The organism is Streptomyces sp. WZ-12 (genome assembly GCF_028898845.1).
In the GTDB taxonomy this organism is placed as follows: domain Bacteria; phylum Actinomycetota; class Actinomycetes; order Streptomycetales; family Streptomycetaceae; genus Streptomyces.
The window spans coordinates 8,168,893-8,193,420 of record NZ_CP118574.1 but is presented as its reverse complement, the minus strand read 5'-3'; the positions used below and the strand labels follow the sequence as shown (position 1 = coordinate 8,193,420).

The 24,528-nt window shown below is 68.5% G+C and carries 26 protein-coding genes, 1 tRNA gene and 2 pseudogenes; 15 read left to right on the top strand and 14 right to left on the bottom strand.

Going from position 1 to position 24,528, the window contains the following annotated elements:
* Positions 1–63: 63 nt before the first annotated feature.
* The 4 genes from PV796_RS35980 to PV796_RS35965 form a co-directional block, all read right to left on the bottom strand.
* The gene (locus PV796_RS35980; protein WP_274917942.1) at positions 64–1,248 is read right to left on the bottom strand and encodes an MFS transporter; all 1,185 of its coding nucleotides are present in this window, start codon (positions 1,246–1,248) and stop codon (positions 64–66) included.
* A 34-nt stretch (positions 1,249–1,282) separates the two neighbouring features.
* Positions 1,283–2,344 (bottom strand): biotin synthase BioB, encoded by a 1,062-nt coding sequence (gene bioB / locus PV796_RS35975; RefSeq protein WP_274917941.1) that lies wholly within the window; start codon positions 2,342–2,344, stop codon positions 1,283–1,285.
* Between the two features lie 296 nt (positions 2,345–2,640).
* Positions 2,641–3,291, bottom strand: coding sequence for a TetR/AcrR family transcriptional regulator (locus tag PV796_RS35970; protein WP_274917940.1), 651 nt, complete (start codon positions 3,289–3,291; stop codon positions 2,641–2,643).
* Between the two features lie 125 nt (positions 3,292–3,416).
* Positions 3,417–3,569: a hypothetical protein gene (locus tag PV796_RS35965; protein WP_274917939.1), complete on the bottom strand. Its 153-nt coding sequence runs from the start codon at positions 3,567–3,569 to the stop codon at positions 3,417–3,419.
* 178 nt (positions 3,570–3,747) lie between these two features.
* On the opposite strand from PV796_RS35965, the gene PV796_RS35960 reads away from it, so the two are divergent.
* From PV796_RS35960 to PV796_RS35955, 3 genes and pseudogenes are all read left to right on the top strand, one after another.
* Positions 3,748–3,996 (top strand): hypothetical protein, encoded by a 249-nt coding sequence (locus PV796_RS35960; protein ID WP_274917938.1) that lies wholly within the window; start codon positions 3,748–3,750, stop codon positions 3,994–3,996.
* Between the two features lie 40 nt (positions 3,997–4,036).
* Positions 4,037–4,357: pseudogene (locus PV796_RS42475) on the top strand (MFS transporter); the annotation flags it as partial.
* Positions 4,358–4,394: 37 nt separating this feature from the next.
* Positions 4,395–5,204 (top strand): annotated as a pseudogene (locus PV796_RS35955) (MFS transporter); the annotation flags it as partial.
* Between the two features lie 1,466 nt (positions 5,205–6,670).
* Here PV796_RS35955 and PV796_RS35945 read toward each other — a convergent pair.
* Entirely contained in the window at positions 6,671–7,465 is a 795-nt protein-coding gene (locus PV796_RS35945; RefSeq protein WP_274917937.1) for a CPBP family intramembrane glutamic endopeptidase, read from the bottom strand.
* A gap of 167 nt (positions 7,466–7,632) precedes the next feature.
* Between PV796_RS35945 and PV796_RS35940 the strand changes: the two genes are divergently transcribed.
* Both PV796_RS35940 and PV796_RS35935 read left to right on the top strand, forming a co-directional pair.
* A complete protein-coding gene (locus PV796_RS35940) occupies positions 7,633–8,373 on the top strand; it encodes a VOC family protein (RefSeq protein WP_274917936.1) in 741 nt (246 codons plus the stop codon).
* Positions 8,374–8,780: 407 nt separating this feature from the next.
* On the top strand, positions 8,781–9,137 hold the full coding sequence (locus tag PV796_RS35935) for a VOC family protein (RefSeq protein ID WP_274917935.1): 357 nt from the start codon (positions 8,781–8,783) through the stop codon (positions 9,135–9,137).
* Positions 9,138–9,185: 48 nt separating this feature from the next.
* On the opposite strand, the gene PV796_RS35930 is transcribed toward PV796_RS35935, so the two are convergent.
* Both PV796_RS35930 and PV796_RS35925 read right to left on the bottom strand, forming a co-directional pair.
* Positions 9,186–9,878 (bottom strand): sensor domain-containing protein, encoded by a 693-nt coding sequence (locus PV796_RS35930; protein WP_274917934.1) that lies wholly within the window; start codon positions 9,876–9,878, stop codon positions 9,186–9,188.
* 223 nt (positions 9,879–10,101) lie between these two features.
* On the bottom strand, positions 10,102–10,578 hold the full coding sequence (locus tag PV796_RS35925) for a GNAT family N-acetyltransferase (RefSeq protein WP_274917933.1): 477 nt from the start codon (positions 10,576–10,578) through the stop codon (positions 10,102–10,104).
* A gap of 280 nt (positions 10,579–10,858) precedes the next feature.
* On the opposite strand from PV796_RS35925, the gene PV796_RS35920 reads away from it, so the two are divergent.
* Entirely contained in the window at positions 10,859–11,533 is a 675-nt protein-coding gene (locus PV796_RS35920; RefSeq protein ID WP_274917932.1) for a class I SAM-dependent methyltransferase, read from the top strand.
* 4 nt (positions 11,534–11,537) lie between these two features.
* Here PV796_RS35920 and PV796_RS35915 read toward each other — a convergent pair whose 3' ends face one another.
* A complete protein-coding gene (locus PV796_RS35915; RefSeq protein WP_274917931.1) occupies positions 11,538–12,515 on the bottom strand; it encodes an NAD(P)-dependent oxidoreductase in 978 nt (325 codons plus the stop codon).
* 52 nt (positions 12,516–12,567) lie between these two features.
* On the opposite strand from PV796_RS35915, the gene PV796_RS35910 reads away from it, so the two are divergent.
* Complete coding sequence (locus PV796_RS35910) at positions 12,568–13,095, top strand: CGNR zinc finger domain-containing protein (protein ID WP_274917930.1); 528 nt, start codon at positions 12,568–12,570, stop codon at positions 13,093–13,095.
* 426 nt (positions 13,096–13,521) lie between these two features.
* Here PV796_RS35910 and PV796_RS35905 read toward each other — a convergent pair whose 3' ends face one another.
* The 4 genes from PV796_RS35905 to PV796_RS35890 form a co-directional block, all read right to left on the bottom strand.
* Positions 13,522–14,355 (bottom strand): hypothetical protein, encoded by an 834-nt coding sequence (locus tag PV796_RS35905; RefSeq protein WP_274917929.1) that lies wholly within the window; start codon positions 14,353–14,355, stop codon positions 13,522–13,524.
* Positions 14,352–15,143 carry a sigma-70 family RNA polymerase sigma factor gene (locus PV796_RS35900; protein ID WP_274919359.1) on the bottom strand — a complete coding sequence of 264 codons (792 nt, stop codon included), beginning with the start codon at positions 15,141–15,143 and terminating at the stop codon, positions 14,352–14,354. The genes PV796_RS35905 and PV796_RS35900 overlap by 4 nt, the downstream gene beginning before the upstream one ends.
* A 119-nt stretch (positions 15,144–15,262) precedes the next feature.
* Positions 15,263–15,481, bottom strand: a complete 219-nt coding sequence (locus tag PV796_RS35895) for a hypothetical protein (protein WP_274917928.1) — start codon at positions 15,479–15,481, stop codon at positions 15,263–15,265.
* Positions 15,482–16,134: 653 nt separating this feature from the next.
* Positions 16,135–16,359 (bottom strand): hypothetical protein, encoded by a 225-nt coding sequence (locus PV796_RS35890; RefSeq protein ID WP_274917927.1) that lies wholly within the window; start codon positions 16,357–16,359, stop codon positions 16,135–16,137.
* 128 nt (positions 16,360–16,487) lie between these two features.
* Between PV796_RS35890 and PV796_RS35885 the strand changes: the two genes are divergently transcribed.
* Positions 16,488–16,561 (top strand) — tRNA-Met (locus PV796_RS35885).
* A gap of 103 nt (positions 16,562–16,664) precedes the next feature.
* Here PV796_RS35885 and PV796_RS35880 read toward each other — a convergent pair.
* A complete protein-coding gene (locus PV796_RS35880; protein WP_274917926.1) occupies positions 16,665–17,342 on the bottom strand; it encodes a DNA/RNA non-specific endonuclease in 678 nt (225 codons plus the stop codon).
* A gap of 767 nt (positions 17,343–18,109) precedes the next feature.
* On the opposite strand from PV796_RS35880, the gene PV796_RS35875 reads away from it, so the two are divergent.
* The 3 genes from PV796_RS35875 (at position 18,110) to PV796_RS35865 (ending at position 19,567) form a co-directional block, all read left to right on the top strand.
* Positions 18,110–18,601, top strand: coding sequence for a hypothetical protein (locus tag PV796_RS35875; RefSeq protein WP_274917925.1), 492 nt, complete (start codon positions 18,110–18,112; stop codon positions 18,599–18,601).
* Positions 18,594–18,920, top strand: a complete 327-nt coding sequence (locus tag PV796_RS35870; protein WP_274917924.1) for a winged helix-turn-helix domain-containing protein — start codon at positions 18,594–18,596, stop codon at positions 18,918–18,920. Before PV796_RS35875 ends, PV796_RS35870 begins: the two co-directional genes overlap by 8 nt.
* Before the next feature lie 140 nt (positions 18,921–19,060).
* Positions 19,061–19,567, top strand: a complete 507-nt coding sequence (locus PV796_RS35865) for a hypothetical protein (RefSeq protein WP_274917923.1) — start codon at positions 19,061–19,063, stop codon at positions 19,565–19,567.
* Here the strand turns inward: PV796_RS35865 and PV796_RS35860 are convergent.
* The gene (locus PV796_RS35860; RefSeq protein WP_274917922.1) at positions 19,551–20,189 is read right to left on the bottom strand and encodes a DUF998 domain-containing protein; all 639 of its coding nucleotides are present in this window, start codon (positions 20,187–20,189) and stop codon (positions 19,551–19,553) included. The two genes, PV796_RS35865 and PV796_RS35860, sit on opposite strands and share 17 nt — an antisense overlap.
* Positions 20,190–20,497: 308 nt before the next feature.
* Between PV796_RS35860 and PV796_RS35855 the strand changes: the two genes are divergently transcribed.
* From PV796_RS35855 to PV796_RS35840, 4 genes are all read left to right on the top strand, one after another.
* A complete protein-coding gene (locus tag PV796_RS35855; RefSeq protein WP_274917921.1) occupies positions 20,498–20,974 on the top strand; it encodes a nuclear transport factor 2 family protein in 477 nt (158 codons plus the stop codon).
* A 704-nt stretch (positions 20,975–21,678) separates the two neighbouring features.
* On the top strand, positions 21,679–22,131 hold the full coding sequence (locus tag PV796_RS35850; protein ID WP_274917920.1) for a hypothetical protein: 453 nt from the start codon (positions 21,679–21,681) through the stop codon (positions 22,129–22,131).
* Positions 22,131–22,433 carry a transcriptional regulator gene (locus tag PV796_RS35845; RefSeq protein ID WP_274917919.1) on the top strand — a complete coding sequence of 101 codons (303 nt, stop codon included), beginning with the start codon at positions 22,131–22,133 and terminating at the stop codon, positions 22,431–22,433. The genes PV796_RS35850 and PV796_RS35845 overlap by 1 nt, the downstream gene beginning before the upstream one ends.
* Positions 22,434–23,262: 829 nt before the next feature.
* Positions 23,263–24,357: a hypothetical protein gene (locus PV796_RS35840; protein ID WP_274917918.1), complete on the top strand. Its 1,095-nt coding sequence runs from the start codon at positions 23,263–23,265 to the stop codon at positions 24,355–24,357.
* Positions 24,358–24,528: the final 171 nt, after the last annotated feature.

Below are 24,528 nucleotides of genomic sequence, written 5' to 3'. Positions count from 1 at the left end.
GTTGAGGCGCACATCACGCGCCGACCGCTCTCCCCCACCCGCGGACGGAAAGAGTCCGGTACCTCAGCGCGGCTGCCCGGGCGCCGGCTCGGGTGCGGCGCCAGGGGTACGCGCCGCCGACCGATGACTGGACGCCAGGTGCACCACCACCGCGACCAGGCACAACCCGGCCCCCACCAACGGCACCGTGCGGGCCGGGAAGTGGTCGAGCACCGCTCCCCCGACGACTCCGGACAGCCCGATTCCGAGATACAGCGCCGAGGCGTTGAGCGCGAGCAGCAGTCCGCTGGCGGACGGCGACAGCTCGATCAACCGCCGCTGCACGGGCGGGTTGAACGCCCAGGAGGCCACGCCCCACACGAAGAGCAGTCCGGCGGCGAGCACGGCGTTACCCGTCACCGACAGGACGGAGAGCGTCAGGACGCTGCCGCAGACGGCCGCCAGCAGCGGCAGTCGGTACCCGAACCGGTCGGCGGCCACCCCGCCGACCACGTTGCCGATCGCGCCCCCGATGCCGTAGCCGAACAGCAGCAGGCTCAACGTGCCCCCCGCGACCGAGACCGTGGCGGCCAGCACCGGGGCCGCGTAGGTGTAGACCGAGAACACTCCGAGGCTGGCGGCCAGCGTGATGCCGAGGACGGCGAGGACCCGCGGATCCCGGGCGACGGCGAAGCGCTCGCGCAACGTCACCTTCGGCGGCGCCGCGACCGCGGGCACCGCCACTGCCACCGCCACCGCCGCGGCCGCGCACATGCCTGCGACGAGCCCGAACACACCGCGGTAGCCGAGTGGGCCGACCAGCAGCGACCCGGCGGGCACGCCGAGGATCGTCGCGATCGTCATGCCGCCGAAGACCACCGCCGCGGCACGCGCCCTGCGCTCGGTACCGCTCAGCTCGGCGGCGACGACGGTGGCCGCCGGGGTGAACACCGCCGCGCCGGCGGCCGTGAGGATCCGCGCCGCCAGCAGCGAGCCGAAGTCGGGTGCCAGCGCCGCGAAGGCGTTGCCGAGCGCGGCGATCAGCAGCGCGCAGACGATCAGGGGCCGCCGTCCCCAGCGGCTGGTGGCCACCGCCAGCAGCGGTGAGCCGATCGCGTAGGCCACCGCGAAGGACGTGGTCAGCAGACCCGCCGTCGAGGCGGACACCGCGAGCTCGGCGCTCAACTGCGGCAGCACGCCGGTGATGATGTACCCGCTGGTGCCGACCGCGAAGGCCCCCAGTGCGAGCGTGGAGATCCTGCCGAACATCGCGTCCCCCTTGTCCCGGTCGAACCGGCTGCCGTCAGGCGTTCGCCGCGAGGTCGGTACCCGCGCCCCGCTTGCGCGGCCTGACCGTGTCGTTCCGGTGCTTGGGCAAGGTCGCCTCCTCGGCGCCCTCCACCTCGAATCCGGCGTCCTCGATCATCCGCAGGTCGACACCGCCGTCCTGTCCCTCGCTGGTGAGGTAGTCCCCGAGGAAGAGGGAGTTGGCCAGGTAGAGCCCGAGCGGCTGCAGGCTGCGCAGATGGATCTCCCGGCCGCCGGCGACGCGTACCTCGACGTCGGGGTGGACGAAGCGCACCATCGCCAGGATGCGCAGACAGCGCTGCGGGGTCAGGCTCCACTGGTCGGACAGCGGCGTGCCGTCGAACGGGATGAGGAAGTTGACCGGCACGGACTCGGAGCCGAGCTCGCGCAGGGCGAAGGCGGCGTCCACCAGGTCCTCGTCGGTCTCACCCATCCCCGCGATCAGTCCGGAACACGGCGACAGACCGGCCTTCTTGGCCTTCTCCACCGTTGCGGCACGGTCCGCGTACGTGTGGGTGGTGCAGATGTCCGCGTAGCGCTCGCCGGAGGTGTTGAGGTTGTGGCTGTAGGCGTCGGCCCCAGCGTCGCGGATGCGTTCCGCCTGGCCGTCGGACAACAGGCCGAAGCACGCGCAGATCTCGACCTGGGGGTGCTTCTCCTTGAAGGCCGCGATGGTCCGCCCGACCCGGTCCACGTCTCCGTCCGTGGGCCCCCGGCCACTGCCGACCAGGCAGACGCGCTTGGCGCCGTGGGCCACTCCGGCCTCGGCCGCGGCCAGCGCCGCCTCGGGCCCGAGCCAGGTGTACTTCAGGATGTCGGCCTTGGACCCGATCCGCTGCGAGCAGTAGGAGCAATCCTCGGGGCAGAGCCCGCTCTTGAGGTTGACCAGGAAGTTCAGTTTGACGCGCTTGCCGAAGAAGTGGCGCCGCACCCGGTACGCGGCGGCCACCAACTCCAGCAGGTCGTCATCGCCGCTGGCCAACACGGCGAGCGCCTCCTGGCGGGTGGGCGCCTCACCCCGCAACGCCTTCTCCGCCAGCCCCTCGAATACGTCCATGGGTCGGATCATGGCACGCCGCCGACGCGAGCACGGCAAGTATCGGCCAACTCCCCCTGTGTGGCGCGGATTTCACGAGGTCGGACGAGTCGGTGCGAGGTCCCCGAACCGGGCGGACGAACCCGGTCTTCGTTCGCACGGGCGATACCGCTCTCGCTACCGAGGCGCGAGGGGTGGCGATCGAGTGCGCCGGCCTCGCGGTCGCGCTCCGCGTCCGCGCCGAGGGCGGTCCGACCTGCACCTCCGACGAGGTCGAGCAGATGATCACGAGGAGGGGGGTTGCCGCGCGACCGCAGTCAGCCTGACGCGCGCTTGCTGGCCGGCCCCGTCAGGGTTTCCAGGGAGAGCGTGGCGAGTTGCTCCTCCAGATCGGCGTGGTCTTCCAGTACCGCGGCGCGGAAGCGGTGGGCGGCGAGCAGGGAGAGGAGCCACCAGGCGCCGGTGTTCGGGTCGAGGTCCTGGCGGAGTTCGCCGGCTTGTTGGCCCTTGTTGATGAGGTCGGCGAGGACCTCCGCCACGCGTTGGACGGCGGACCGGGCCGCGGCCGCCACCTCGGGGTCGGCGGTGAGCCCCATGGCGTCGGAGAACAGCACGCCCGCGGACCCGTGGGCGTGCAGCGCTTCGAGGTGCTGCGGGGACATCTGCTCGGTGAGGAAGGCGAGGACCGACTGGTCCGCTTCGAGGGCGGGCCGGGCGTTGTCGGCGAGTTGGTCGGCGGCGCGTTGCAGCACCGCGGCGAAGAGGGCCGACTTGGAACCGAAGTTCTGGAAGACCACGGGTTCGCTGACGCCGACGCGCGCGGCGATGGTGGAGATCTTGCTCCGCTGGTATCCCAACTCGGCGAAGACCTCGATGGCCGCATCGAGGATGGTCGCTCGCCGCTCCGCAGCGGACATGCGGGTGCGTCGCGGTGTGGCTGGTGCGGGCGTCGGCTCGGATTTGGTCACGGGATCAGGGTATCCGGGGGGAGGTGGGCGACTGGGGTGAGTGGGGGCACCCGCCCTGCTCGGGCGGCAGGGCGGGCGCCGATGATTGCCGTTGATTGCCGATGGTTGCGGATGGTTGCGGATGGTCAGAGGCGTACGACTTCGGTTTCCTCTTCGGCGGTTGCGGGTGCGGGCTCGTCCGTGTCCATGACGGCGCGGAGGGCGATCTGACGGGAGACCAGCTCCGCGATGTCCGAGACCGTGGCGGCGCCGAACAGTTGCTTGGTGGCCGTACTCATCACGGGCGACTACGCACCCGCGAGCTGACCCCGCTCCCGGACCGGCACCCGCCCCCGTAGACGCAGCGACCACGGCAACGCCCTTGCGCCTCTACTTAGCCGTCACTAAGTTTAGTCGCGACTAAGTACATCGACCCCGCGGTCGACCGATCCGCGCCTGCGCACACTGGAGGTTGCTGTGCTGGATGCCCTCGTCATCGGTGCCGGTCCGGGAGGGCTACAGACCGCCCTCACCCTGGGCCGCTCCCGACGCTCCGTGCTCCTGCTGGACGGTGGCCCGGGAAGGAACGAACCGGCGCACGAGGTGCACAACTTCCTCAGCCGCGAGGGCACCTCTACCTCCGGCCCGCCCCTGGACCGCGGCGCCCTCTTCGCCGCCGTCGCGATCGACACCGAGCTCGTCTACGGAAAGTTGCCGTGGGAATGAGCAACACCGCACCACAGCCCAAGACCGGCGCCATGCCCCCCTGGCTGATCGTCCTGCTCGCCAGCACCTTCGTCTTCGGCACCGGGGACACGTCGTCGCCGGCATCCTCCCCGAGACCGCCAAGGGGCTCGCGGTCAGCGAGGCGGTCGCCGGCCAACTGGTCAGCGTCTTCTCCATCGTCTACGCCCTCTCCGCCCCCATCCTCGGCATCGCAACCGGCAAACTCCCCAGAAAGACCCTCGTCACCACCGGCCTGGCGGTCTTCGCCCTCGCCAACTTCCTCTGCGCCACCGCCTCTTCCTACGGCCCACTGCTGATCTGGCGCGTCCTGGCAGCACTGGCGGCCGGCACCGCCACACCCGCCACCCTGGCCGCCGGGCACCCTCGCCCACCCCGAACGCAAGGGTCGGGCCCTGGCGGCCGTCTCCGCCGGACTCACCGCCTCCCTCATCGCCGGAGTACCCGTCGGCACCTGGATCGGCGGCGCCTACGGCTGGCGAGCCACCTTCACCTTCGTAGGCGGCGTCTCCCTCCTCGTCCTCGCCGCCGCCCTGGTCTTCCTCCCGTCGGTCCCCACCGCCACCACGGACTCCTCCGCCGGACAACGACTGGGCAGCCTCGCCCGACTCCCCCTCATCGCCGGCCTCTTGGGCACGGCGGTCGCCACCAGCGGCGGCCTGATGTTCTACACCTACATCGCCCCGGCGGCACGGGAGGCAGCCGGCGCCACCTCGGGCGTACTGGCCGTCATCATCGCCGTCGCCGGCATCGCCGGACTCGTCGGCCCGCTCATCGGCGGCAAGTTCACCGACTCCGCCGGACCACGCCCCACCATGACCAAGGCGTTCGCCGGCTGCTCCCTGGTCCTGTTCGCCTTCGCGGGCGCGATCGCCTGGGGACACACCCCCGCCGTGCTGTTCTGCGCCCTCGGCGCCGCCTGGGCCATCACCTCCTGGGGCGCCTATCCCCCCACCCAACTCCGCCTGTTGACCCTCGCGGGCGACTCCGGAAACGAGGCAATGGCCCTCTACAGCAGCGCGATCTACCTGGGCACGGCAGTAGGCGGAGCCGTCGGCGGCGCCCTCCTCACCGGCTTCGGCGTCTTCACCCTCCCCCTCGTCGGCGCAGCCCTCCAACTGATCGCGCTAGCCCTCTATCTGCTCGGGTACCGCCCCCGGTTCACCACATCACCGGCGGCACAAACCTGAGCACCAAGGGCCGGGCAACCTCGGGGGAGCTGCCCGGCCCTTGGATTACTTCGTGCCGACTGGGGGCGCTTCCAGTGGCTTTCCGGCGAACACACCTCAGGCAGGAGGAAGCCCGGGACGCGTTGTGCAGGTCATCTCCCATCCGGATGGCACCGCACTGTGGTTCTCACGTCCCTCCCCACGACGACCTCCCAACCTGACTGCAACCAGTGCGCACGGCATCACCCAGACATGTCTCACCAGACAGACGCTCGCCCTGACTTGACCGCACCTACCGGGGAGCCAGCACCACCGTTCGCACCCCGCACCACCGCCACCACGAACTCCCCGACCACTACCAGCAGTTCAACCGCGACCACGCACGCCGACGAATCCCGCATCCACAAGCCAGGCGCCCTCGCCTTCGGCGTTACCTTCCTGCCCACCTGCCCTATCGCGCGGGCATCGGCTACCGGAACACCGTGACCCTGGGCATCTGCCTGGCGACCGCCGCCTTCGGACCTGTCGTCGACCTCCCATTCATCGGCCGCCAACGCACCCGCTACCTGCACGGCCTGCGACGCGGGTGACAGGGGGCGCTCCGCGATCCGGCTGCCGGACACTACGCCAACTGGTATCAGGATCCTGGTCTACGGCAGCGAACCCCTGCCATGGCGTGCCCTGGAAGCGGCGCGCTGGTGCGGGCGTCGTCACCACACGTGCCATGGTGGCTGTGCTGGTGGTACTCGGCGCGGTACGTCCTGAGGTCCGGCCAATGCGTCGAGCCGTATGAGCAGCCTGCGCAGTTCGGCCGCGCTGCGGGCCGGCAGTGCGTTGACCATGTGCTCCAGGAGGTCCCTGGCGTGGAATGGGTTACCGCAGCAATCCCAGTGCAGCCCGTCTCCCCACTCCCCGTCACGCCACAACTCGCGCTTGGGGAGAGATACATGTTCCTTCCACAGCCGCACTGCCAAGACTGTCTGCCCCGGTTCCAGGAAGGTGCGGGTGCGCTCAACACGTCGAATCGCGAGCATGGTTCGCGCGGACAGGCCATCGATGTCGGCCGAGGCATCACGACTTGGTCGGCGGGCAGGCAACCCGACCCGGACGGCGCGCGGGGCCCTACGCGGCATTGCTCCCGCGGTTGTTCGTCATGCCTCACATATCGCCATAGCGGGCGGAAAGGGGCCGACCAGGGGCAATGTGACCGCGCAGCCCCCACCGGGCGCTAACGGTGCCTTTCAGCCAGGGCACACATCTTCCATGTGCCCTGCTCGGCGAAAAGGATTGCCCCGATGTGCCGATCAAGCCCGCCTCCCGGCAGACCAGTTCAGGCAGAATGTCGCCCGCACATGGCTTGCTTGCCTGTGATGCCCAGCGGCACTCCCTCAGCCCTGAGCTGGGCGGGAGCCGGCCGAACGTCCCAGTAGAGAGCTTGCGCCGACGTGCACCGGCACCCCGCGGAGACGTGCGCCCCGCGCTGCGCGTCAAGTTCCGGAGCCGCGGGCCCGAAGGGGGTTGCCGCGAGAGCCCGTCGGCGTCCGCGCGCCCCACGCGAGGGCCACGAGCGTGGCTGCGGCGGCGGTGACGAGGCCGAACGCAAGGGCAGCGGCGGGGCGTTGAGGGTAGCCCGGGAACACCGACTGGACGACATTGATCAGGGTGTGGATGACGATTGCCGGGAGCACGGCCCGGCCAGTGCGGTGGAACAGCCAGACAATGAGCACCCGGAGTGCCACCGTGCTCAGGCACTGGCCCACAATCCACCATACGGCGCGGCCTCCTTGGAGATATCCCACGACGTGCCACACGGCCCACGCCGCCCCCAGGACCACAGCGCCCCCGAAAGCTCCCCACCGACGTTGCAAGGGGCGAAGGGCATAGCCCATCCACCCCACCTCCTCGCAGACCGCAGCGACGGCGTACACGGCGAGGAGCGCGGGTACCGCCGCGAGCGGCTCATGCGGCCCGTCGAGCACCACTCCGGCCAGTGGTAACAGCCCGTACGACAGCAGCATCGTGGCAGGCACCAGCAAGATGGCGGGAACCCACCAGACCCGTTGCCCTCGACGGGGGACGGAGAACGACCTCTTCAGCAGCGCCCTCACCCCGCGCACCCCTTCGTCCCGGCAACGGCAAACCGATGCCACGACGAACGGCAGGACGAACTGAAAGGCGCTCACCGGCATGGCCATGGGCAGCACGCCGGGTCCCCGGAAGACGGATCCGGCTATCCAGAACGGCAGGGACAACGCGAACAGCAGCACGAAGAATCTGGTCATGACTCCGGATCATCTCAAGGGCCGAGCCTGGTCGTGGACTGTTAATTCGGCGATGCCAGCCGGGACTTCGGCCGCCCATCCACCGCACGTGCAGCACCACCAGCCAACGCCGTCGCCGCTGCGAGTGGGTGGGTGTCGTGGCAGAGCGGGTGCATAGGATCGCCGGCATGGCACTGCGACCTGTTCAGGTGAACATCAAGGCGCTTGACGCCCCGGCGGTCGGCCGGTTCTGGGCGGAGGCGCTCGGTTGGAGTGCCTACAGCCCCGGCGTGACCACCTACGTCGGACCCGCCGGCGGCCCCGTTTGGCCGGACCCACTCGCCGTCTGCGTCGACGTCGTTCCCGTCCCGGAATCCAAGACAACAACGAAGAACCGCGTGCACATCGATCTCGCCACCACCTCCGCCGCCCATCAGGCCGAGCTGGTCGCGCGTCTCCAGGCGCTCGGCGCAACGCCCGTCAACGTGGGCCAGGGCGCGGTGCCGTGGACGGTCCTCGCCGACCCCGAGGGCAACGAGTTCTGCGTGTTGGAACCTCGGGAGATCTACCGGGACACCGGGCCGATTGCCGCGGTGGTCGTCGACTGCGAAGACCCACGGGCCATGGCCCGGTTCTGGGACGAGGCACTGGACTGGACCCTGCACGAAGTGACCGACGATCGGGCGGTGTTGCGCTCCGCCAGGGGCGTCGGCCCGTATCTTGAGTTCCTCCGCACGCCTGGCGCGAAGACCGTGCCGGACCGCGTCCATCTTGACCTGCTGCCGTACCCCGATGACAGCAAGGCAGCGGAGGTGGCTCGGCTGCGGGCCCTCGGCGCCACCCACCTCGACCTCGGGCAGGGTGACGTCCCGTGGACGTGCCTGGCCGACCCGGAGGGCCACGAGTTCTGCGTCCTCGCCCAGTCCTGACGGAGAGCCTCCCCGCGGAGACGACTTGCAACCCGCCCGTGATCGAGGCTGGTTGCAAGGAGCGTAGCCACCTGGCGTCGACAAACATGTCCCATCAGCCGGCAACCTCCGCGGAACCCCAAACCCGGAACCCGAAACCCTGGCAGCTCTCCCGAGACGAACAGAGACCGACGGCATGCAGTTGCACCAGCGCGCATGGGGGAATATCAGCACTGCTGGCTGCACCGCTGGTCATCGCCCCAACGGAATCGGCAGTCGGTTCGGCAACTCGTTGGCATCGCCGGAAGCGGCCCTTCCGCCATGGCCACGGCGGGCATCTGCATGCACGGTTTACGCCCGGGCACGAGGGAGAATCACCGTGGCGCTTTGCACTGGGTGAGGCGCTTTCATGAGAAGGGCATGAGCGAGTGATCAACGGTGCGCACACGATCATCTACGCGAGCGACGCCGAAGAGGCACGCGCGTTCTTCCGCGATGTGTTGGGGCTGCCGAACGTCGACGCCGGAGACGGCTGGCTCATCTTCAAGGCCCCACCGAGCGAACTCGCCGTGCACCCGACCGACCCGCACGCCGCCGGCGTCGTCGAACTGTTCCTCATGTGCGACGACCTCGCCACCACCGTCGCGGACCTGAAGGCCAAGGGCGTCGAGTTCACCACGGACATCACCGAACGAGGCTGGGGCTCGGTCACCACCCTTGCCGTGCCTGGAGCGGGCACGATCGGCCTGTACCAACCCAAGCACGAGACCGCTTACGACCTCTGACGGGTCGAAACCACCGCCGGTGGACCAGGAGTCCGTCCCTGGCGTGGGTCACCGGCGGGTGCCCGACGGGCACAACAGGGTCTGCGAGAGGCGGGCCTGGGCGCGCAGGATGTACGGCCCCGCCCACAGACCGAGGAGGATCTCCGCCACGCCCACACCGGCGGCGATGTGCGTGGTGTGACTGCTCAACGGGACGAACAGGAACCAGCTGCCGTCGAAGGCGGGGGCCACCCAATCCCAGAGGTACGGCAGCGCGATGCCGAACGCCCCGTGGACGAGCAGGGTGAAGGGGAGCAGCGCGAGGAACCCGAGGAAGGTGACGGCGAGTTGGGCCCAGCCCAGGTCGCACCAGGTGGCCGGGCTCCGGAGCACGGACAGGACGCGCCGTACGAGCAGCGGGGTGGAGCGTGAGGTGGGCCGGTTGGTGTCGGAGCCGCCAGGCGCGGTCGGGGGCATGCCGTACCAGCGACGGCCCAGTTCGAGCTGACGGTTCGCCAGAGTGTGCAGGACGCGGGCCACCTCGGGCACCATCGCGAAGCCGAGCCAGATGAACAGCAGACACATCGAGATCAGCAGCAGCCAGGACATCATCGCGGAGAGCAGGCCCAGCCCCAGCAGGGCCAGTCCGCGCCAGGGTGCCAGCAGGCGGCCGAGCACCGTCGGTCGCCACGGCTCCGCCCTGGCTGCCGGCGCCAGCGCCTCCCTTTGCGGCTCCGCTTCATACGCGACGTGATCTGCCATGTCCCCTGTCCCCGTTCCTGGTCGTTCGATGCAGGAACGCTCGGTCCGAAGCGCCGCTGCAAGATCATTATCCCGGAAGGGGCACCGCGGGATCACTGGGGTTATCCCCACCTTTTCGGCAGATGCTCGCCCGTTGGGAGAGCATCCGACTTCCGAGCCGCAATGGGGACATCCCAGGCGGCATCGCCGGATGAGTCAGGCCATCGCTCTCCCCCGACGCGCGTCACCGCGTACTGCTCGGAACCCAGCGAAGGGTCATGTCGGGCAGGTTCTCCATGTTGCGGCTTCCGTCACTGGAGTCGAGGACGGTGAAGCCGTGACGCTGGTAGAACGCGCGGGCTTCGGTGTTCTGCTGGAAGACGTGCAGGGACAGCCCGCCGGAGTTGTGCCGCCTGACCTCGTTGAGCAGCAGCGTGCCGATGCCTTGGCGGCGGAAGTCCGGGCGCAGATAGAGGTGTTCGAGCATGTCGCCCTCAACGGCCGCGTACCCGAGAACCTCCGGGCCACACACCGCGACCCAGGTGCGACATTCCCGAAGCAGGACGCCCCCGACCCATTGGGTCACTTGCTCATGGCTGCGCCGCTGCGGGGGCAGGTACGGCATCGTCGCGGCCCGGGAAATCAGATGGATGCGCGCGATCACCGCGGCGTCCGCCGCGTCCGCGGGTCGAATACACACCTTGCTGCAGCCCTCAGTCACGCCAGGAACCTACAAGGCCGACGGAGACTCGATCCAACGGTTAACCGGTGATCGCTTCCGGTCGTTGTGCGAGCTGATGCTGCGTCATGACGCACGAGTGCGCCGCGACGAACGACCAGCAGGGCGGGCACGGCCCCCCTGGGCAGCCGGCCAACGCGCCGCACACGCCGGCGCCCAGACCCGGGCCGGCCCGACCCGGCCCGGCCCGGCTTGCGAGCTTTCTTAGTCACGACTAAGTTAGCCGCATTCTTAGCCGTCACTAAGTTGCAAGGTGAGAGGCATGGCCCTCGGAAGATTCCTGCACGGCACGCCGCGGTCCGATACCCCAGGTGTCACCATCGGCCCGGCCCGCGCCTACGAACTGTTCAGCGCCCTCGGCTTCGCCGGCAGGCGGCGGCGCGCCTTCGCCCAACTCGCCGCGCTGAGCGGCGCACAGGCCGGCGACCGCGCTCTCGACGTGGGATGCGGCACAGGTGGCCTGACCCGGCCCGTGGCCCAACGGGTCGGCGCGGAAGGGACGATGCTCGGCATCGACCCCTCGCCGTCCGTCCTCGCCTACGCCCGCCGCAAGACCCTCGACCAGCGGATCACCGCCGCCGCGGTCACATACCGGGAAGGGATCGCCGAGTCACTGGACGTGCCCGACGCATCGATGGACGTCGTGGTCAACAGCCTCATGCTGCACCATCTCCCGGAGGAGCTGCGTTCGGTAGCCCTGGCCGAGATGTACCGCGTGCTGCGGCCGGGCGGACGCCTCCTCATCGCCGAGTTCAGGCCGCCCACGGGCCGGCTCGGCCGCAACCTCGTCCACGTATTGGCCGGTCACGCCATGGAGCACTCCGGAGTGGATCTCCTCGGGGACCTCCTCGCAGGCGTCGGCTTCGAACTGGTGGGCCACGGCGACATCCGGCCCTGGCTGACCTACTTCCAGGGCGTACGCCCGACGAACAAGTAGCAGATCACACGTCAAATTGCCCTTCACACAAGTGATCTGACAGCCCGTCGGCCCTCGCTCCGTCCGACGCCCTCCCCCGCAGCACCTCCACCACGCTGGCGAACTCCGTGTCGCCGTACCCCGCCGCGATGGCCCGGTCCACGAAACCCTTGACCGCGCGGAGCACATCCGCGCTGACGCCGTGGTCCTGGGAGGTCTTGATGATGTGGGCGAGGCCCGAGGTGTGGATCGCGAGGACGTCCGCCTCCTTGGAGTAGTGCCTGGCATCGGCGTCCCCGGCCATCCGCGCCCCGATGGAGGGGAATTGGCTCAGGATGACGTCGAGGTGCGGCGCGAGGTCCTCGGCCGGTACGCCCTGCGCGCCGGCCAGGGCGAAGGCGTTGGCCATTCCGGCCAGGCCGGCGTAGTAGAGGCTGAGCAGCGCCACGTCGTGGACCGTGGCGGTTCCGGCGTCCGGGCCGAGGTAGGGAGCCCGGCCGGCCAGGACCCTGAGCGTGGCCTCGTGCTCTTCGTGGGCGCGGCGTGAACCGCTGTACAGGATGGTCGCTTCGGGGTTGCCGAGCAGGGTGGGCGGCGCCAGCATGGCGCCGGTGAGGTACGCAATGCCGTGCCCGGCCGCCCATGCGGCTGCCTGGCGGTTGCGCTCGGGGGTGTCCGAGGTGACGTTGACCAACACCCGTCCGGAGAGCTCCGCCCCGACCGGCTCCAGGACCCGGAGGGCGGCATCGCAGTCCAGCACGCACACGATCACCAGCGGGCTCGCGGCCACTGCTTCGGCGACCGTCCGCGCAGGTAACGCCCCCTGCGCGACGAGCGATTCGGCCTTTGCGGGGGTGCGGTTCCACACCGTGGTCGGATGGCCGGACTCCAACAGGCAGCGGGCCAACTTCCGCCCCATCGCGCCGAGTCCGAGCACGGAGACGGGCGTCCGTGGGCGCTGTCCAACAGTCGCGCCTCCGGCTGCGGTTCCGGGTTGCTGCATTCTGTCCTCCTCCTCAAGGGGCCGTTCCGCACCAGGATGCTGTAATGCTCTTATGCATCAGAACCCTTACGGAGAAGACCCTGTGCGGCTGATGATCCAGCTCGCGTCAGCGCCGCCGCGCACTCCCGAGGAGCTTGCCGAGCAATGCCTGGCAGCGGGGATGGCCATCGACCATCCAGTGGATGAGGGGGACTTGGCGGAGATCCTGGAGTTCATCCCGCGCTGGCTGGCCGTGGCCGACGCCGGCACGGATTCCCAACGGGCCGCACTGCTCAATGCGTTGCTGGCCTCAGCCTCCGCGCACCCGCGCGTGACCGACCACGCCGACGGGGGCTGGCACATCCACTACCGCGACGACGACCTCAGCCTGGGCTCGGTCGTCCGGGCGGTGGTCAGCGTGGGTACGGCCCTGCACCTGACCAGTCGGGGCATGGACCGGCTCGGCCGCTGCGCACTGGCCGAATGCGGCCGCGTGTACGCGGACTTCACCAGGGGCGGACGACAACGTTACTGCTGCCACGCGTGCGCCAACCGCGATGCGGTACGGCGACATCGAGCCCGGCGGGCAACGCAGCGCTAGGGCACGCATCGAGTCGTGGTCAACGGACGCCCCGAGGAAGGGAATCGGCGAGCAGGTCCCGGAGGTCAGAGCCCTTGCCGATGCTCCGACCCACTCATCTCGCGCCCACTACGCTCAGTCGAAGCCGGTGCACGGCTCCACCAGCCAGGCTGGGCAATGACGCGATCGACGGATCGTCGCGGCACGGGCGTTGGCACTGCCCGGAGTACCCACGCACCAGGCAGTGCCAGGAGTCCTCGTTCCACGTCGTAACGCATGAGGATCGTGAGGTGTCGTGCCGAGCACATCGTCCTTGCATACCGCCGTGTACCTTGCTGGGCTACTGCTCGGCACACAGCGACGTGGCCTCGGAAGAGCGGCAGTCGCCATGCGTCGGCGCCACCGCGCACGTTGCCAGTCGGCCAGGAGCCCGATGCCTGGCGGGGTTCATCGAGTTGCGGTTTCACCCATCGGTGGCCGCAACGTCTTGGCGGAGTCGGTGGGGAGGCGATCCAGCGGCTGGTTGGGGTCGGTGGGTTGTGCGTGAGGGGCTGGGCGCGAGGGGAGCGCGTCGGGGGCATCGGGCCCATGTGCGGCGGTGTCGAGCACGGTGCGGATCTGCCGGGCGAAGTCGCCGCCTGGGATGGGGAGTTCGACCTCGGGCTGGCGGAGGTAGCCGACGGCGACCGCGTTGGGTACGCAGGCCATGAGTTCGGTGACCGCGGCGGTGCGCTCGCGGACGGTTGACCTTGCCAGGTGGCGCAGGACGCGCAGGATCGTGGTGGTCGACGGGTCGGTGACGCGTTGGTCCGAAGGCCCCTCCGGACCCGAGCGTTGGGGGTGGTGGAGTGCGGCTTCTGGCGGAGGCTGCACACTGTCCGTCTGGCGGTGCCACCATTCGGCAGTCTCCTGCTCGCCTTGGGCCAGGTGGTGAAGGTAGAGGCAGTAGGCGGCGGAGGCATGGCCTGCGCCGGCTGCGTACTGCCACCAAAAACGCGCTCCGTCATCGGTGTCGGTGAGGTGAAGGATGCAGGCCAGGATCAATGCGCTGCCAGGTGCGGGGAGTTGGTCGGTGAGGAAGTTGGTGACGGAGGAAGCGGGGGCGTGTGCGACGAGGGTTTCGCACAGTGCTCGCAAGTCCTCAGCCGCCTCGTCGAACGCGCGAGTGCGGGCCGAGGAGGTGTCTGGATCTTTGGTGAGCGCGTGAAGGGGGACGATGTCGCGGGGCAGTGTGCGTTCGCGGACCAGCAAGGCTCGGGAGAGGATCTCTTGAATGCTCATGGGGTGTTCCCTTCGGTCTCAGGCGGCGGGCACATGACGCTCTCCAGGAAGTGGATGGCATGACGCTCGTCGGACCCCACGGTGGCCAGCGGGACGCCGAGGAGGGCGGAGACGCGCTCGGCGGGCATCCCGCATAGGTTGCGCAACGCCATGACGTCGAGCTGATGGTCGGGCAGGCGGCTCATTGCCTTGAACAATCCGAGGCTCTCTTCGATCTGGATCGTGCGGGCGGCCTGGTCGGCTTCGGCCAACGACCGCACCGCGACGGTGTCGAAGGCCGCCGTTGCGAAGTCGGGACGACCGTCGATGTGAGGGGTCCTGGACATGACGGTGGTACGCAGGACGTTCCAGGCGTAGCGACGGAGGTCGGGGCTGGCGAGTGCGTCATTCCACGACAGCCACAGGATGTCGAAGGTGTCTGACACCGCGGCGTCGCGCTGGTCGTCGTTGAGGAAGACCTGGGCGTAGAGGGCGTAGCAGTCCTCCACCAGTTCGCGGAACGCGCGGTGGTCCAGTGGGGGAACGGGGTGCGACATGGTGAGCGCAGCCTTCTCACTGGATCGTTCGACCCACTCCTTCGACTTCTGCGCCTCGAACGCCGCCTGCTGCCACAGGCGTTGCAGGGGCCATTGGGGCATCTTCAGTTCGGCGGACAGGCTCAGGAGGATCTCCCAGCGCGGGTACAGCCCTGTACCACGGAGCAGTTCGGAGATCTTGGACTTGGCGAACCGAACTCGGTCACTGAGCTCGCTCATGGTCAGTCCGCTCTTGAGGTAGCTGTCGCGCATCGGTTCCAACCACACACGGTGGGCGCTGCCCACGTTGTCCGCGATGGGCCCGAGTTTGCGGCCGGGCCGTGTCGGAGCAGGCCCGGCTGGAGGTGGCACCTGTGGTTCGAAGGGCTTGGTCACGCGGCGCCGTCCTCTTTGTCGGGCACCGGCGGCGCGCAGTACCCCGGAGACAGCTCGCCGTGCGGACAGGCACCACCGACGATCTGGTGCACCGTCAGGCCGGGGAGGGAAGCGAGCGGTATGATCTCCGCCGCTTCGCCCACCGCGACCCTCACCATGCTCCAGGCGAACACCGCCACCGTGGCCGTGTTGATCACTATCGGGTTTCGTGCCATGCAAGCTCCTTGGGGCCGGTCGTGCCTTACGACTCATCCGGAAGTCGTGACATCCCCAACTGCGGGTGCCGAGCCGGCCGTTGAGGAGGGCAACTAGCATGACCACTCCGGAAGCCACTACGCCACGTGATCATGGATTCACGGAACAATGGCGGTCGCGAGGAGCGCCAGGCTGACCATCAGCGACCGTTTCCGGCACCTGAAAACGGCGCGTGTGTACATCCGGTAGAAGTTCCCGGATCTCCTTGCAATTGCACGACGAACCCCCGTCAATGGGAGCAGACACCAACGGTGTCGGTCTTCCATCCGGAAGAGCCGCTCTCGTGCCGGAAATTAGAGAGCGAGCAACACCGCTCTCGTCTGACCGCTGATGGAGGCCAGGCGAGAGCGGAACGGCCCGGTAGGACCACCACGACGGTAGCCCAGGGCACCAACAACGACCGTCCTTGACGATCCAAGGCCGAGCTCGGACCAACGAAGGCCCTACAAGTGGCCGTCAGCGGGCGACGACAACGGCTGAGGCGGCGGCCGCCGGCCACGTGCCACAGCCACGAGCGCCACAACAACCAACTCGCCACCGGCAGTTCCGCCGTCAGCAACGACCCCCACGCGCGCGGGGTGGCGGCCGACGCTTCGACGTCCTGGTGGCCGCGTCATCGTGGCACTGGGTCGACCCGTCGGCCGGCTGGCTGCGCGCGCACGACGTGCTCCGTCCCGGAGGGTGGATAGGGCTGCTCGGCAACGTCGTCGTCCGCCGACAGGGAGAGCCAGAGGTATACGCCGAGACCGCAGATCTCCACGAGCGCCTCCGCCCCGGGAACCCTGGTTGGGGTGATCCGCCGCTGGAGGGCGACGTGTCCGACACCAACGTCGGTCATGGTGGCCCGGACGCAACCGAACCCGAATTTCCCCGGTGGCCACCGAGTCCCTCTGAATCCTGCTGGTCACGCCGCCCCGACGCCGATTGGGTCAATCCCGCACAGTGCCGTACAGTTCATTGTGCCGACGCGGGGTGGAGCAGCTCGGTAGCTCGCTGGGCTCATAACCCAGAGGTCGCAGGTTCAAATCCTGTCCCCGCTACTTGATGTGAGGGCCTGGTGGGATCGTCCACCAGGCCCTCACTGCGTACGAAGTCACCTCGGGCCCGCTCCTGCGGCCGGGCGGGCCGCACCGGCCGTGTGCGTCAGACCGTCGGGCAACCGGCAGCCTTGAGGCCGTTGTTGAGCTGCTTCTTCAGCGCGGCCTCCTTCTGCGGGGAGATGTTCTGGTTGGGGATGGTGACCTTCAAGTCCTTCTTCCCCTTCCCCTTCTTCACCGTCATCGCCACGGTCATGTCGCGCGGGACGACCGACTTCGGATCGGGGTAGCCGACGGCGACGTCGTAGGAGAGCTTGTCCTTCTTCCCCAGGGTGGAGAGGCACTTTTTCGCCGCGCCCTCGACCTTCTTGTAGATCCCGCGGTTTATCGAGGCCCTCATCGGCACAAGGTTGATGCGCTTGCTGACACCCTTGAGGGTGCTGGCTATCAGGTGGCCACCGTCGTAGCCGCCGCCTCCCCAGCCGCCCACGACGGTCTCGCACTGACTGCGGGGCGAGGTCCCCGCAGCCAGCGAGTCGGCTATCGCCCGGTCAGGCCGCCCCTTGGCGTCGATGTGGAACTTCCACCGCGATACCACCGTCTTGCCTGCCCACGCCTTCAGGTACGGCTCACACGGGTAGTCCGCCTTGGCGGAGGGGGACGCGGTCGCGGCGGGGACGGAGATCAGGGCGGTCACGACGCCTGCCGCGCCGAGCGCCGCCAAGGTGCGGCGCAGCTGCCGGCGTGGACGGGAGTGGGAAGAGGGTGACGATGATCCGGTCATGGGTGCCTCCAGAGGTCAACTGCCGGGAAGAGCAGCCGCGGTGGTCGCGACCGCCGGTCCCGGAGCGCGGTCCACCCCAGGCAACCAGTTCGAAATAACGGCTGGGTAGAACTCCTGAACGATGGCCGAAGCCCGTCCGAGAGTGAGGAGATCCCGCCACAACCACCGGCTTGCTCGCCACCGATCGACTGTTCCCAGCCTGGACGGAGTACCCCAACTCGCGGGCCAGTTACGTCAGTTACCTCGCCACATCGTCGGGCAGACTGGGACTTGGCCCCGCCGGACTGAGGTTACTGACCACAACAGGCGTAGACGGCCGCCCCGGTGCCTCACTCGGACTGCCGCCGGAGCTCCTCCCTCCCCCACCTTTTCCCTCGGGTGGGCAACCGTGCCGGTCGGCTCAGACACCTGGCCTGACGAGGACAACAGTGGCTCAGTCGGCTTAGCCGGAGGCCATGACTTTTGTGAGCGAGCATCAAATCACTTACATCGCCGGAGAGTTAGCCGTCGATAAACGTGGTCTACAGGGCTCCTGCGCGGACGGGTGCGCCGATGCAGGTGACCGTCTCGATGGCGATGTGCTCGCCGCCTCAGGCAGCGAGCAGACGGCAGATGGCAGATGGCAGATGGCAGATGGCAGATGGCAGATGACGAACTCGTCGAGAACGAGTGGCGTTCCACCGTTCATGCGCCGCCCCAGGTTGCCAAGTATGCATCGAGAAAGTACTTTCCAATTGGAAAGTAACTTGGCGTGTGGGAGTGCGTAGATGGACGAGTACCGGGTGAGCATGAATGTTGTGGCTCGTCAGCGCCGGGCCGCGGCTGCCCGGGTTCGGCTGGGCTGGTGGTTTCCAGTGTTGAGCGCGGTGTCCTGGACGCTCGCGGTTGGCAGTGAGTTCCCGGCGGCCGGCTACCGACGCTTAGGCGTTCCGGACCTGCCGTACGGCCAGGTCGGCGGTCTGCTGTTCTTGGCGTTGATCGCAGTGTTCTCCGTGCGGTCCGGGATGAACCGGCGGGATGCGTCGCCGTTTGCGGTGTACCCGTCGTTGCGTCTGCGTTTCACCGCGTTCGCTCTTGCGAGCCTGGGCAGTACGGCGGCCGTGTTCGCGCTGGGCTGGCTGAACGGTTCGTCGAGCGGCGCCGCATGGACGGCCGTCGTGATCTCGGTGGTCGCGGGAGGCGTGATCGCGTTCCTGCTGACTTGGATGACTGCGGGAATCCGTGGCGACATCCTGACTGGGGTCAGCAGCGATGACTGATATGCCCGAGGGGCTGGACCCCGTGATCCATCAACTGCCGAAGCTGTCGATCTGTGCGCTGCTAGCCGCAGGCCCGCAGTGGGTGGAGTTCCGCACGGTCCGGGAGGCGACGGGGCTCAGCGATTCAATGGTGTCCAAGCACAGCCGCGCCTTGGAGGACACGGGCTACATCGAGATCCGCAAGGGTGGCGTCGGGCGGCGCCCACGCACCTGGTTCCGCATGACCCCTCTGGGCCAGACCCGCTACAGCCGACACGTCGCGGCACTGCAGCGGCTACTCCAGCGCGAGCCTGACCAGGACACCAACTCGGATACCTGATCCACTAGTTGAAGGCACCGAGCCGAAACATCGCAATACGACGCACTCACTGTCCACTACAGAGCGACGTTGTTGGTCGCCACCATCGGCTTCTCTCGGGTACTGACCTGCGTGGTGCGTTGTTGCAGGAGGAGGCTAAGTTGACCTTCTGGGGCTGGCGCCGCCGCCAGCGAGTGGCCACAGCAGCCAGGAACGCCGCGAAGAACGGCACCCCGATCAGCGTCTCGACCATCGCCCGGCAGGCCGGAGGCGACCGCAGTTTCCGCTACCGCCATCGCGACCTGCTCGAACTTGTCCACGCGGCCGAGCTCGAACCGGCAGCACAGGACCCGACGGCAGCCTTCGCCGGTGAGCAGGGCCTCGCTGCAGGCCGACCTCGCCAACCCCCAGGCGCGCAACGCCCGCCTGGCCGCCCACGTCCACCGACTGGAAAAGCGGCTGCCGCAGGCGATGGGGCCCAGGCCGCCTGGCAGGAGTCAGAGCTGCGCGCCCCCACCGACATCGATGAACTCCAGCGCCGAACAACCCGGTTGGAGCAGCAGAACAAAAACCAGCTCACTGGCGAGCCTGGCGAAGCCCGGCCTGATCTCGAAGCCGCCCGAGCGGCAAACCGGGATCCGACCAGAGCTGTCAACGATCACGGCTGAGCCGTTCTGCCGGCTTCGCCTCATACATGCGACCCGCCCGATGAATGAGGCCACGAACGCCGACAGTCAGCGCCCAGAGCAGGAGAGGAAGCGCAGCGGCCCGTTCCATACCTCCCATACCGAGACCAAGGTAGTGGCGGGAGAGGAACAACCCGAAGGCCGTGATCGCTGCGACTCCCAGCAGGCTGGTGCCCCACCGCAAGGGGGCCGGTTCGTGTTCTGCCAGGCCGAACCCCGCCACGACGAGGCCGATGTTGCCCGCTGCCATGATGAAGAGGGCGCCCAGGACATGCTGGTTCTCGTTGACGTCCGCAGGAGCCAGCCCGGCCAACACGAATCCCACGCCGGCACCGGCGAGCAGCAGACGAGCAGCAGTAGCGGCCCGTCCCCCGCGCCAAAGGACGCCACCGGCCAGGGCGGCACCAACAACGAACAGCACCCCCAGGGCGACGAACGAAGCATTCATCAGACCGTGCTCGGGGGAACAGATATACCGCGGCTCGGGATCTGGCTGCAGAGCGCAGTGAGCGTTGCCCAAGTCGCTGATGTTGTTCCCCGCCCAGCTATACGGCCTGACCCAAGCCGACTCGGCAATCCAGTGGATGACGAAGAACTGCACCACGCCCACGATCCATGCCGAGTACCCGATCCGGACTCTCACCTGTCCACCTTCCGCCGCGCGACTAACGTGCGGACAGCCGATCACGCGGCGTCGGACTCAGTCACTCCGACAAGCCCCTGGAACAGGGTGGGGCGGACCCTACTGCGACCGGGCGCAGGAGTTCGCGGAACGAGTGCCATCACGGGTGCGCCACAGCTCGCCGCCGGCTCCCGGCCCGCCCGTCACTCGCCCGCGAGGCAAGCCGAGTTGCCCGCCTCCAATTTTAGACTGTACTGTTCAAAATGCCTTGTAAGCGACCACCAATGAAGGTGCGAAGTGATGCAAACGGAATCGACGCCCCCGAGCACGCGGAGACCGTCGAACGCTTCCTGGACCGACTTGCCTGGGGAGACATCGACGGAGTCGTGACACTCTTCGCCGAGCGAGTGGACTGGGACGTACCCGGCGCGGTCGAGGTCCCCTGGCTCGGCACCCGCACGACGCGTTCCGAGGTCGCCGACTACTTCACCGCACACCCCACACATGTCGCCAAGGAGGAATTCGTTGTCGAACGGACCCTCGTGGACGGCGCGGAAGCGGCAGTCTCGGGCCGCTTCCGGAGCCGAGTCATACGCAGTGGGGCGGCGATGGAGAGCTGGTTCGTGCTCCAACTGACTGTTACGGCGGGCGAGATCACCCGCTACCGGTTCTACGAGGACAGTCTGACCGTCGCCCGTGCGTGGGCCACGACCGCCAAAGGGGCTGCCGGCCAGACCCAGGAGACCCATAAAGGAGCAACCGACTGACGCAGCACGCCAACTCAGCTCGCCGACATGCCACTTCGCCGGTTTCCGCTCGGACACACGCCTCCGCGCGCGACGCCAACCGCACAGCACCTGAAAGTTCACAGGAGCGTGATCGCCGCCGGAGACGACGTGGTCCACCGCCGCGGCCGACACCGCGCACCGGCAGTGGGGGCCGTTGGCGAGGGCGCCAGCGGAGGCCGGGATACCGGTCATCACCCCCGTCAGGCCCGCTCCGACGAACCGCCGAACGGGCCGACCCGCACCTCTGCATTCACTATTGGCGCACCGTCATCGACACTGTTCCCGCACGTCCATTGACACACCATCACTGATCTCGGCCCCGCCCCCAAGGCCATCGACGCCACCGCTCCCCGTCCCGGCGAGCGCGCCGACCGGGCGGTCCTGCACACCGGGCACTCCGCCCGCCGCAGCACCGCCGAGGAATCCCGTCACGCCGGCAACGGCCACAAGGTCAACGTCAAACAGGGCGGCTTGGTTCGCAACTCCGGTGTCATGGAAGGGCACTTCGACGACGCCCGCCAACCAGCCAGTCAGTCAGCGAGAGGAGAACGCGCTGATCGGAGCGCTGCAGATCCCGACCTTAGATCCAATCCTCAGATCCCGACCTTCTTTCCCTGAAGGAAAGTAGGTGGTACTTTCCTCATACGCAAGTACCTAAGACGGGCAGGACACCAGGGGGACCCATGGCCTCGTACGACGCGCGGACCGCGCTCGACGCGATACACCACCATCAGGAACAGACCCGTGATGCGTATGTGCGTCACGGCTCCTCGTTCCCCTACCTGTTCGTCTCCGCGCTGGCCGTGTTCGGCTTCAGTGCGGCCTACGATCTACCGAACCCGTGGCGCACCCTCACCCTCCTGGCGGCGGGCGGCCTGATGGCGGGCATGCTGTTCGTGCATCAGCGGCGGGCCCCGGTCCGCCGGAAGCCGTCCGGCGCCGAGTGGGTGTTCTCCCTGTGGCTGGGGGGTGTTGCCATCGTGATCCTCGTGGCAGCGATGATCGGCGCCCGACTGCTGGGGTTCTCGACGCCGGGTGTGGTTGCCGGGGCCGTCGTGGCCGTGGCGACCCTGGCGGCCGGTTATGCGACTCGCCCGGTCATCAAGGCCATCACCCGCCGGGACGACCGCAGTTGATGGATCCGGACTTCGACGAGTTCTTGCACGTACCAGCCCGGCTCGCGGTCGTCGCGCTGCTGGCTCCTGCGGACTGGGTGGAGTTCGGCTTCACACGGGACACGGTGGGGACGAGCGACTCGGCGCTGTCCAAGCAGGTCGCCGGGTTGGCGGACGCCGGGTACGTCGAGGTACGCAAGAGCCGGAACCGTACGGGGCGGCACACCCATATCCGACTCACCGCACACGGCCGGCGGGCCTTCCAGCGGCACGCCGCAGCCCTGCAGAGGATCGTGGCGGCGGCGCACGCACCGCAGGAGTAAGGCGAGGGGGAGGGGTGCCGTCGCTCTCCCTGGTGGTCTGCAACACCCCGACGAGAAACTCACCGATGCCGGCCCCAAAACTGCCCACCGGCTGCCTGCTGCCCGCACCGGGCCCCAACGATCCCGACGGTGCTCTTCCGCACACAACCACCCGCCGGACGCGCGGGAACGGATACTTGCCCGCCAGGAGTCCGTTCAGACCTCTCACCAGCACAGCGATCCGTGAACTGCCCCATCAACACAGAGTTCTGACTACCTACCACATGCTTTTCCACTTGTGGTGGGGCGCCCGGCAGCATCCCGGCTGTGGGCCGGACTCGTCGAAGGTACGGCGGGAGCATCACATCACCCCGCGCCGGAACCTTCGGACCGTCAGACGTATGTCATCGGTCCCCCGCCTGCCGGGGCGTCGGCGAACCGTCGACTGCCGTGACCAGTCGGACAGCATCCACGGCAGTCGGGAAAGCGGCGACTGATGCCGCCGTTCCTGATCCTTCTCCATGGATGGGATTGGATGGGATGTGCGAGCCGGAAAACGCATGCAGGGCCGCGTCCATCCGATCGGGAGATCCCATGCCGGCCCCAGAGGTCCTGTCCCGGAGCACCACCACCTGCGTGGGGGAGAGTGGATGGACACCGCTCGGTTTCGCTGAGGAGCGCTTCGGCGAGCGCTCATTCGCGGCTGCCTTGGGGGTGTGAAAGGGCAGTGTTGGGGTTGTCGGCGGCGACGGCGGAGGTGTGCCGGCCTCGCTGTCAGTGCTCTGTGTCATCATTCGGACGCGTCCCAGGGGAGTGGGACGCGGTCTACTAATTGTCAGGGAGTATGGGGATGGACGCGGGGATGGAGCCGGACGGCTCGTCCAGATCTGACGAGGAGTGGGAGCAGTTCCTGCGCGAGTCCGTGGCGGGTGCCTCCGACGCGCCCAAGGAGCCGTCGGCGCGGGCCCGCGACGTGGCAAAGCGGCTGCGCGCGGAGCCCGGCCGCGGCCCGGAGGGCTGGCGCAGTTACACGCCCGCGCGGCCCAAGCGGCGCACGGGGTGGTACGTGGTCGGACTGCTGGCCTCGCTGGTGCTGCTGGTGGCGGCGCTCGCGCCCGGGCGAATAGTGGACCTGTTCGCCGGCGCTGCCTCCTCTCGGCTGGCGGCCGAGACCGCCCGTCCGACCCAGGCGCCCCCGGCGGAGGCGGGCCAACGCCCCACCATGGAGGAGCCGTTCCGCGGCTCGCCAGCTGCGAGCTGGGCGAGCGGAGCGGCGGGAATTACCGTGCCGAAGGCCAGGGCGGTGGGTTGGATGAGCACGGCCGAGGTCGAGCGGGCCCTCGCCCGCAGCCGCGACTTCCTCGTCGCCTCCAGCCTGGACCACGGGGTGCTGCGGGGCGAACACCCCGAGAAGGCAATCGCACTGATCAACCCTCACCAGAGGGACGTCCAAGACTTTTTGACAACCGCTTTCCGAACCCCGAGCGAGAAGAACGACCCCCTCTTCCTCTTCAGCCGCTTCCAGCCGTCCCGCACCCGTCTGGTTGGCGACGTCGTGAAGACCCGGGGACGACTCACCTACCGAGAGGGCGAGCACGGCGCGCTCCAGGTGACCGCGGACGTCACCTTCGTCTACCCGGTCACCCGCGCGAACGCGGGCGGTGACGACGAGATCGTGCGCACGATCGTCCGGCGAGAGCTGGTCCTGAGCTGGGACGACCCCGACAAGGTGAGCACCGAGGCGGGCACGTTCTCGATCCTCTCGAACAAGTACGACATGACCAACGGCGGCTGCGGCGCCCCCACGGGCTACTTCGTCCCGCCCTTCGGCACGGACCGCCGGGCGGACGAGGCCGGCACGGAAGTCGACCCCTACGACCGCAGCGCGCCGGTCGGGCGGGGCGAGCCCTCGGAGCACGACTGCGCGAGAGCGACGCGGTCCTAGGAGAGCCGGTGCCAGCTTGCTGCTTGCTCATGGCCAAGTCGAGACACAAGAAGCCGGAGTCTTCCTCTACTTCAGACCCTCGCTCGACGCAGTCAAGGAGTTCACCAGCCTCCTCGCCCTGGTCGACGGCAGGCGCCGATCGCAACGCCTGCTACGAGGTGGCGTCAGCTC

What these genes read in the sequence shown, in the direction of transcription:
- PV796_RS35980 (WP_274917942.1), bottom strand. Translation starts at nt 1,248, where the DNA reads ATGTTCGGCAGGATCTCCACGCTCGCACTGGGGGCCTTCGCGGTCGGC.
- bioB (WP_274917941.1), bottom strand. Translation starts at nt 2,344, where the DNA reads ATGGACGTATTCGAGGGGCTGGCGGAGAAGGCGTTGCGGGGTGAGGCG.
- PV796_RS35965 (WP_274917939.1), bottom strand. Translation starts at nt 3,569, where the DNA reads ATGAGTACGGCCACCAAGCAACTGTTCGGCGCCGCCACGGTCTCGGAC.
- PV796_RS35945 (WP_274917937.1), bottom strand. Translation starts at nt 7,465, where the DNA reads ATGACCAGATTCTTCGTGCTGCTGTTCGCGTTGTCCCTGCCGTTCTGG.
- PV796_RS35940 (WP_274917936.1), top strand. Translation starts at nt 7,633, where the DNA reads ATGGCACTGCGACCTGTTCAGGTGAACATCAAGGCGCTTGACGCCCCG.
- PV796_RS35930 (WP_274917934.1), bottom strand. Translation starts at nt 9,878, where the DNA reads ATGGCAGATCACGTCGCGTATGAAGCGGAGCCGCAAAGGGAGGCGCTG.
- PV796_RS35920 (WP_274917932.1), top strand. Translation starts at nt 10,859, where the DNA reads ATGGCCCTCGGAAGATTCCTGCACGGCACGCCGCGGTCCGATACCCCA.
- PV796_RS35915 (WP_274917931.1), bottom strand. Translation starts at nt 12,515, where the DNA reads ATGCAGCAACCCGGAACCGCAGCCGGAGGCGCGACTGTTGGACAGCGC.
- PV796_RS35910 (WP_274917930.1), top strand. Translation starts at nt 12,568, where the DNA reads ATGCATCAGAACCCTTACGGAGAAGACCCTGTGCGGCTGATGATCCAG.
- PV796_RS35905 (WP_274917929.1), bottom strand. Translation starts at nt 14,355, where the DNA reads ATGAGCATTCAAGAGATCCTCTCCCGAGCCTTGCTGGTCCGCGAACGC.
- PV796_RS35900 (WP_274919359.1), bottom strand. Translation starts at nt 15,143, where the DNA reads ATGCGCGACAGCTACCTCAAGAGCGGACTGACCATGAGCGAGCTCAGT.
- PV796_RS35895 (WP_274917928.1), bottom strand. Translation starts at nt 15,481, where the DNA reads ATGGCACGAAACCCGATAGTGATCAACACGGCCACGGTGGCGGTGTTC.
- PV796_RS35890 (WP_274917927.1), bottom strand. Translation starts at nt 16,359, where the DNA reads ATGACCGACGTTGGTGTCGGACACGTCGCCCTCCAGCGGCGGATCACC.
- PV796_RS35880 (WP_274917926.1), bottom strand. Translation starts at nt 17,342, where the DNA reads ATGACCGGATCATCGTCACCCTCTTCCCACTCCCGTCCACGCCGGCAG.
- PV796_RS35875 (WP_274917925.1), top strand. Translation starts at nt 18,110, where the DNA reads ATGGACGAGTACCGGGTGAGCATGAATGTTGTGGCTCGTCAGCGCCGG.
- PV796_RS35870 (WP_274917924.1), top strand. Translation starts at nt 18,594, where the DNA reads ATGACTGATATGCCCGAGGGGCTGGACCCCGTGATCCATCAACTGCCG.
- PV796_RS35850 (WP_274917920.1), top strand. Translation starts at nt 21,679, where the DNA reads ATGGCCTCGTACGACGCGCGGACCGCGCTCGACGCGATACACCACCAT.
- PV796_RS35845 (WP_274917919.1), top strand. Translation starts at nt 22,131, where the DNA reads ATGGATCCGGACTTCGACGAGTTCTTGCACGTACCAGCCCGGCTCGCG.
- PV796_RS35840 (WP_274917918.1), top strand. Translation starts at nt 23,263, where the DNA reads ATGGACGCGGGGATGGAGCCGGACGGCTCGTCCAGATCTGACGAGGAG.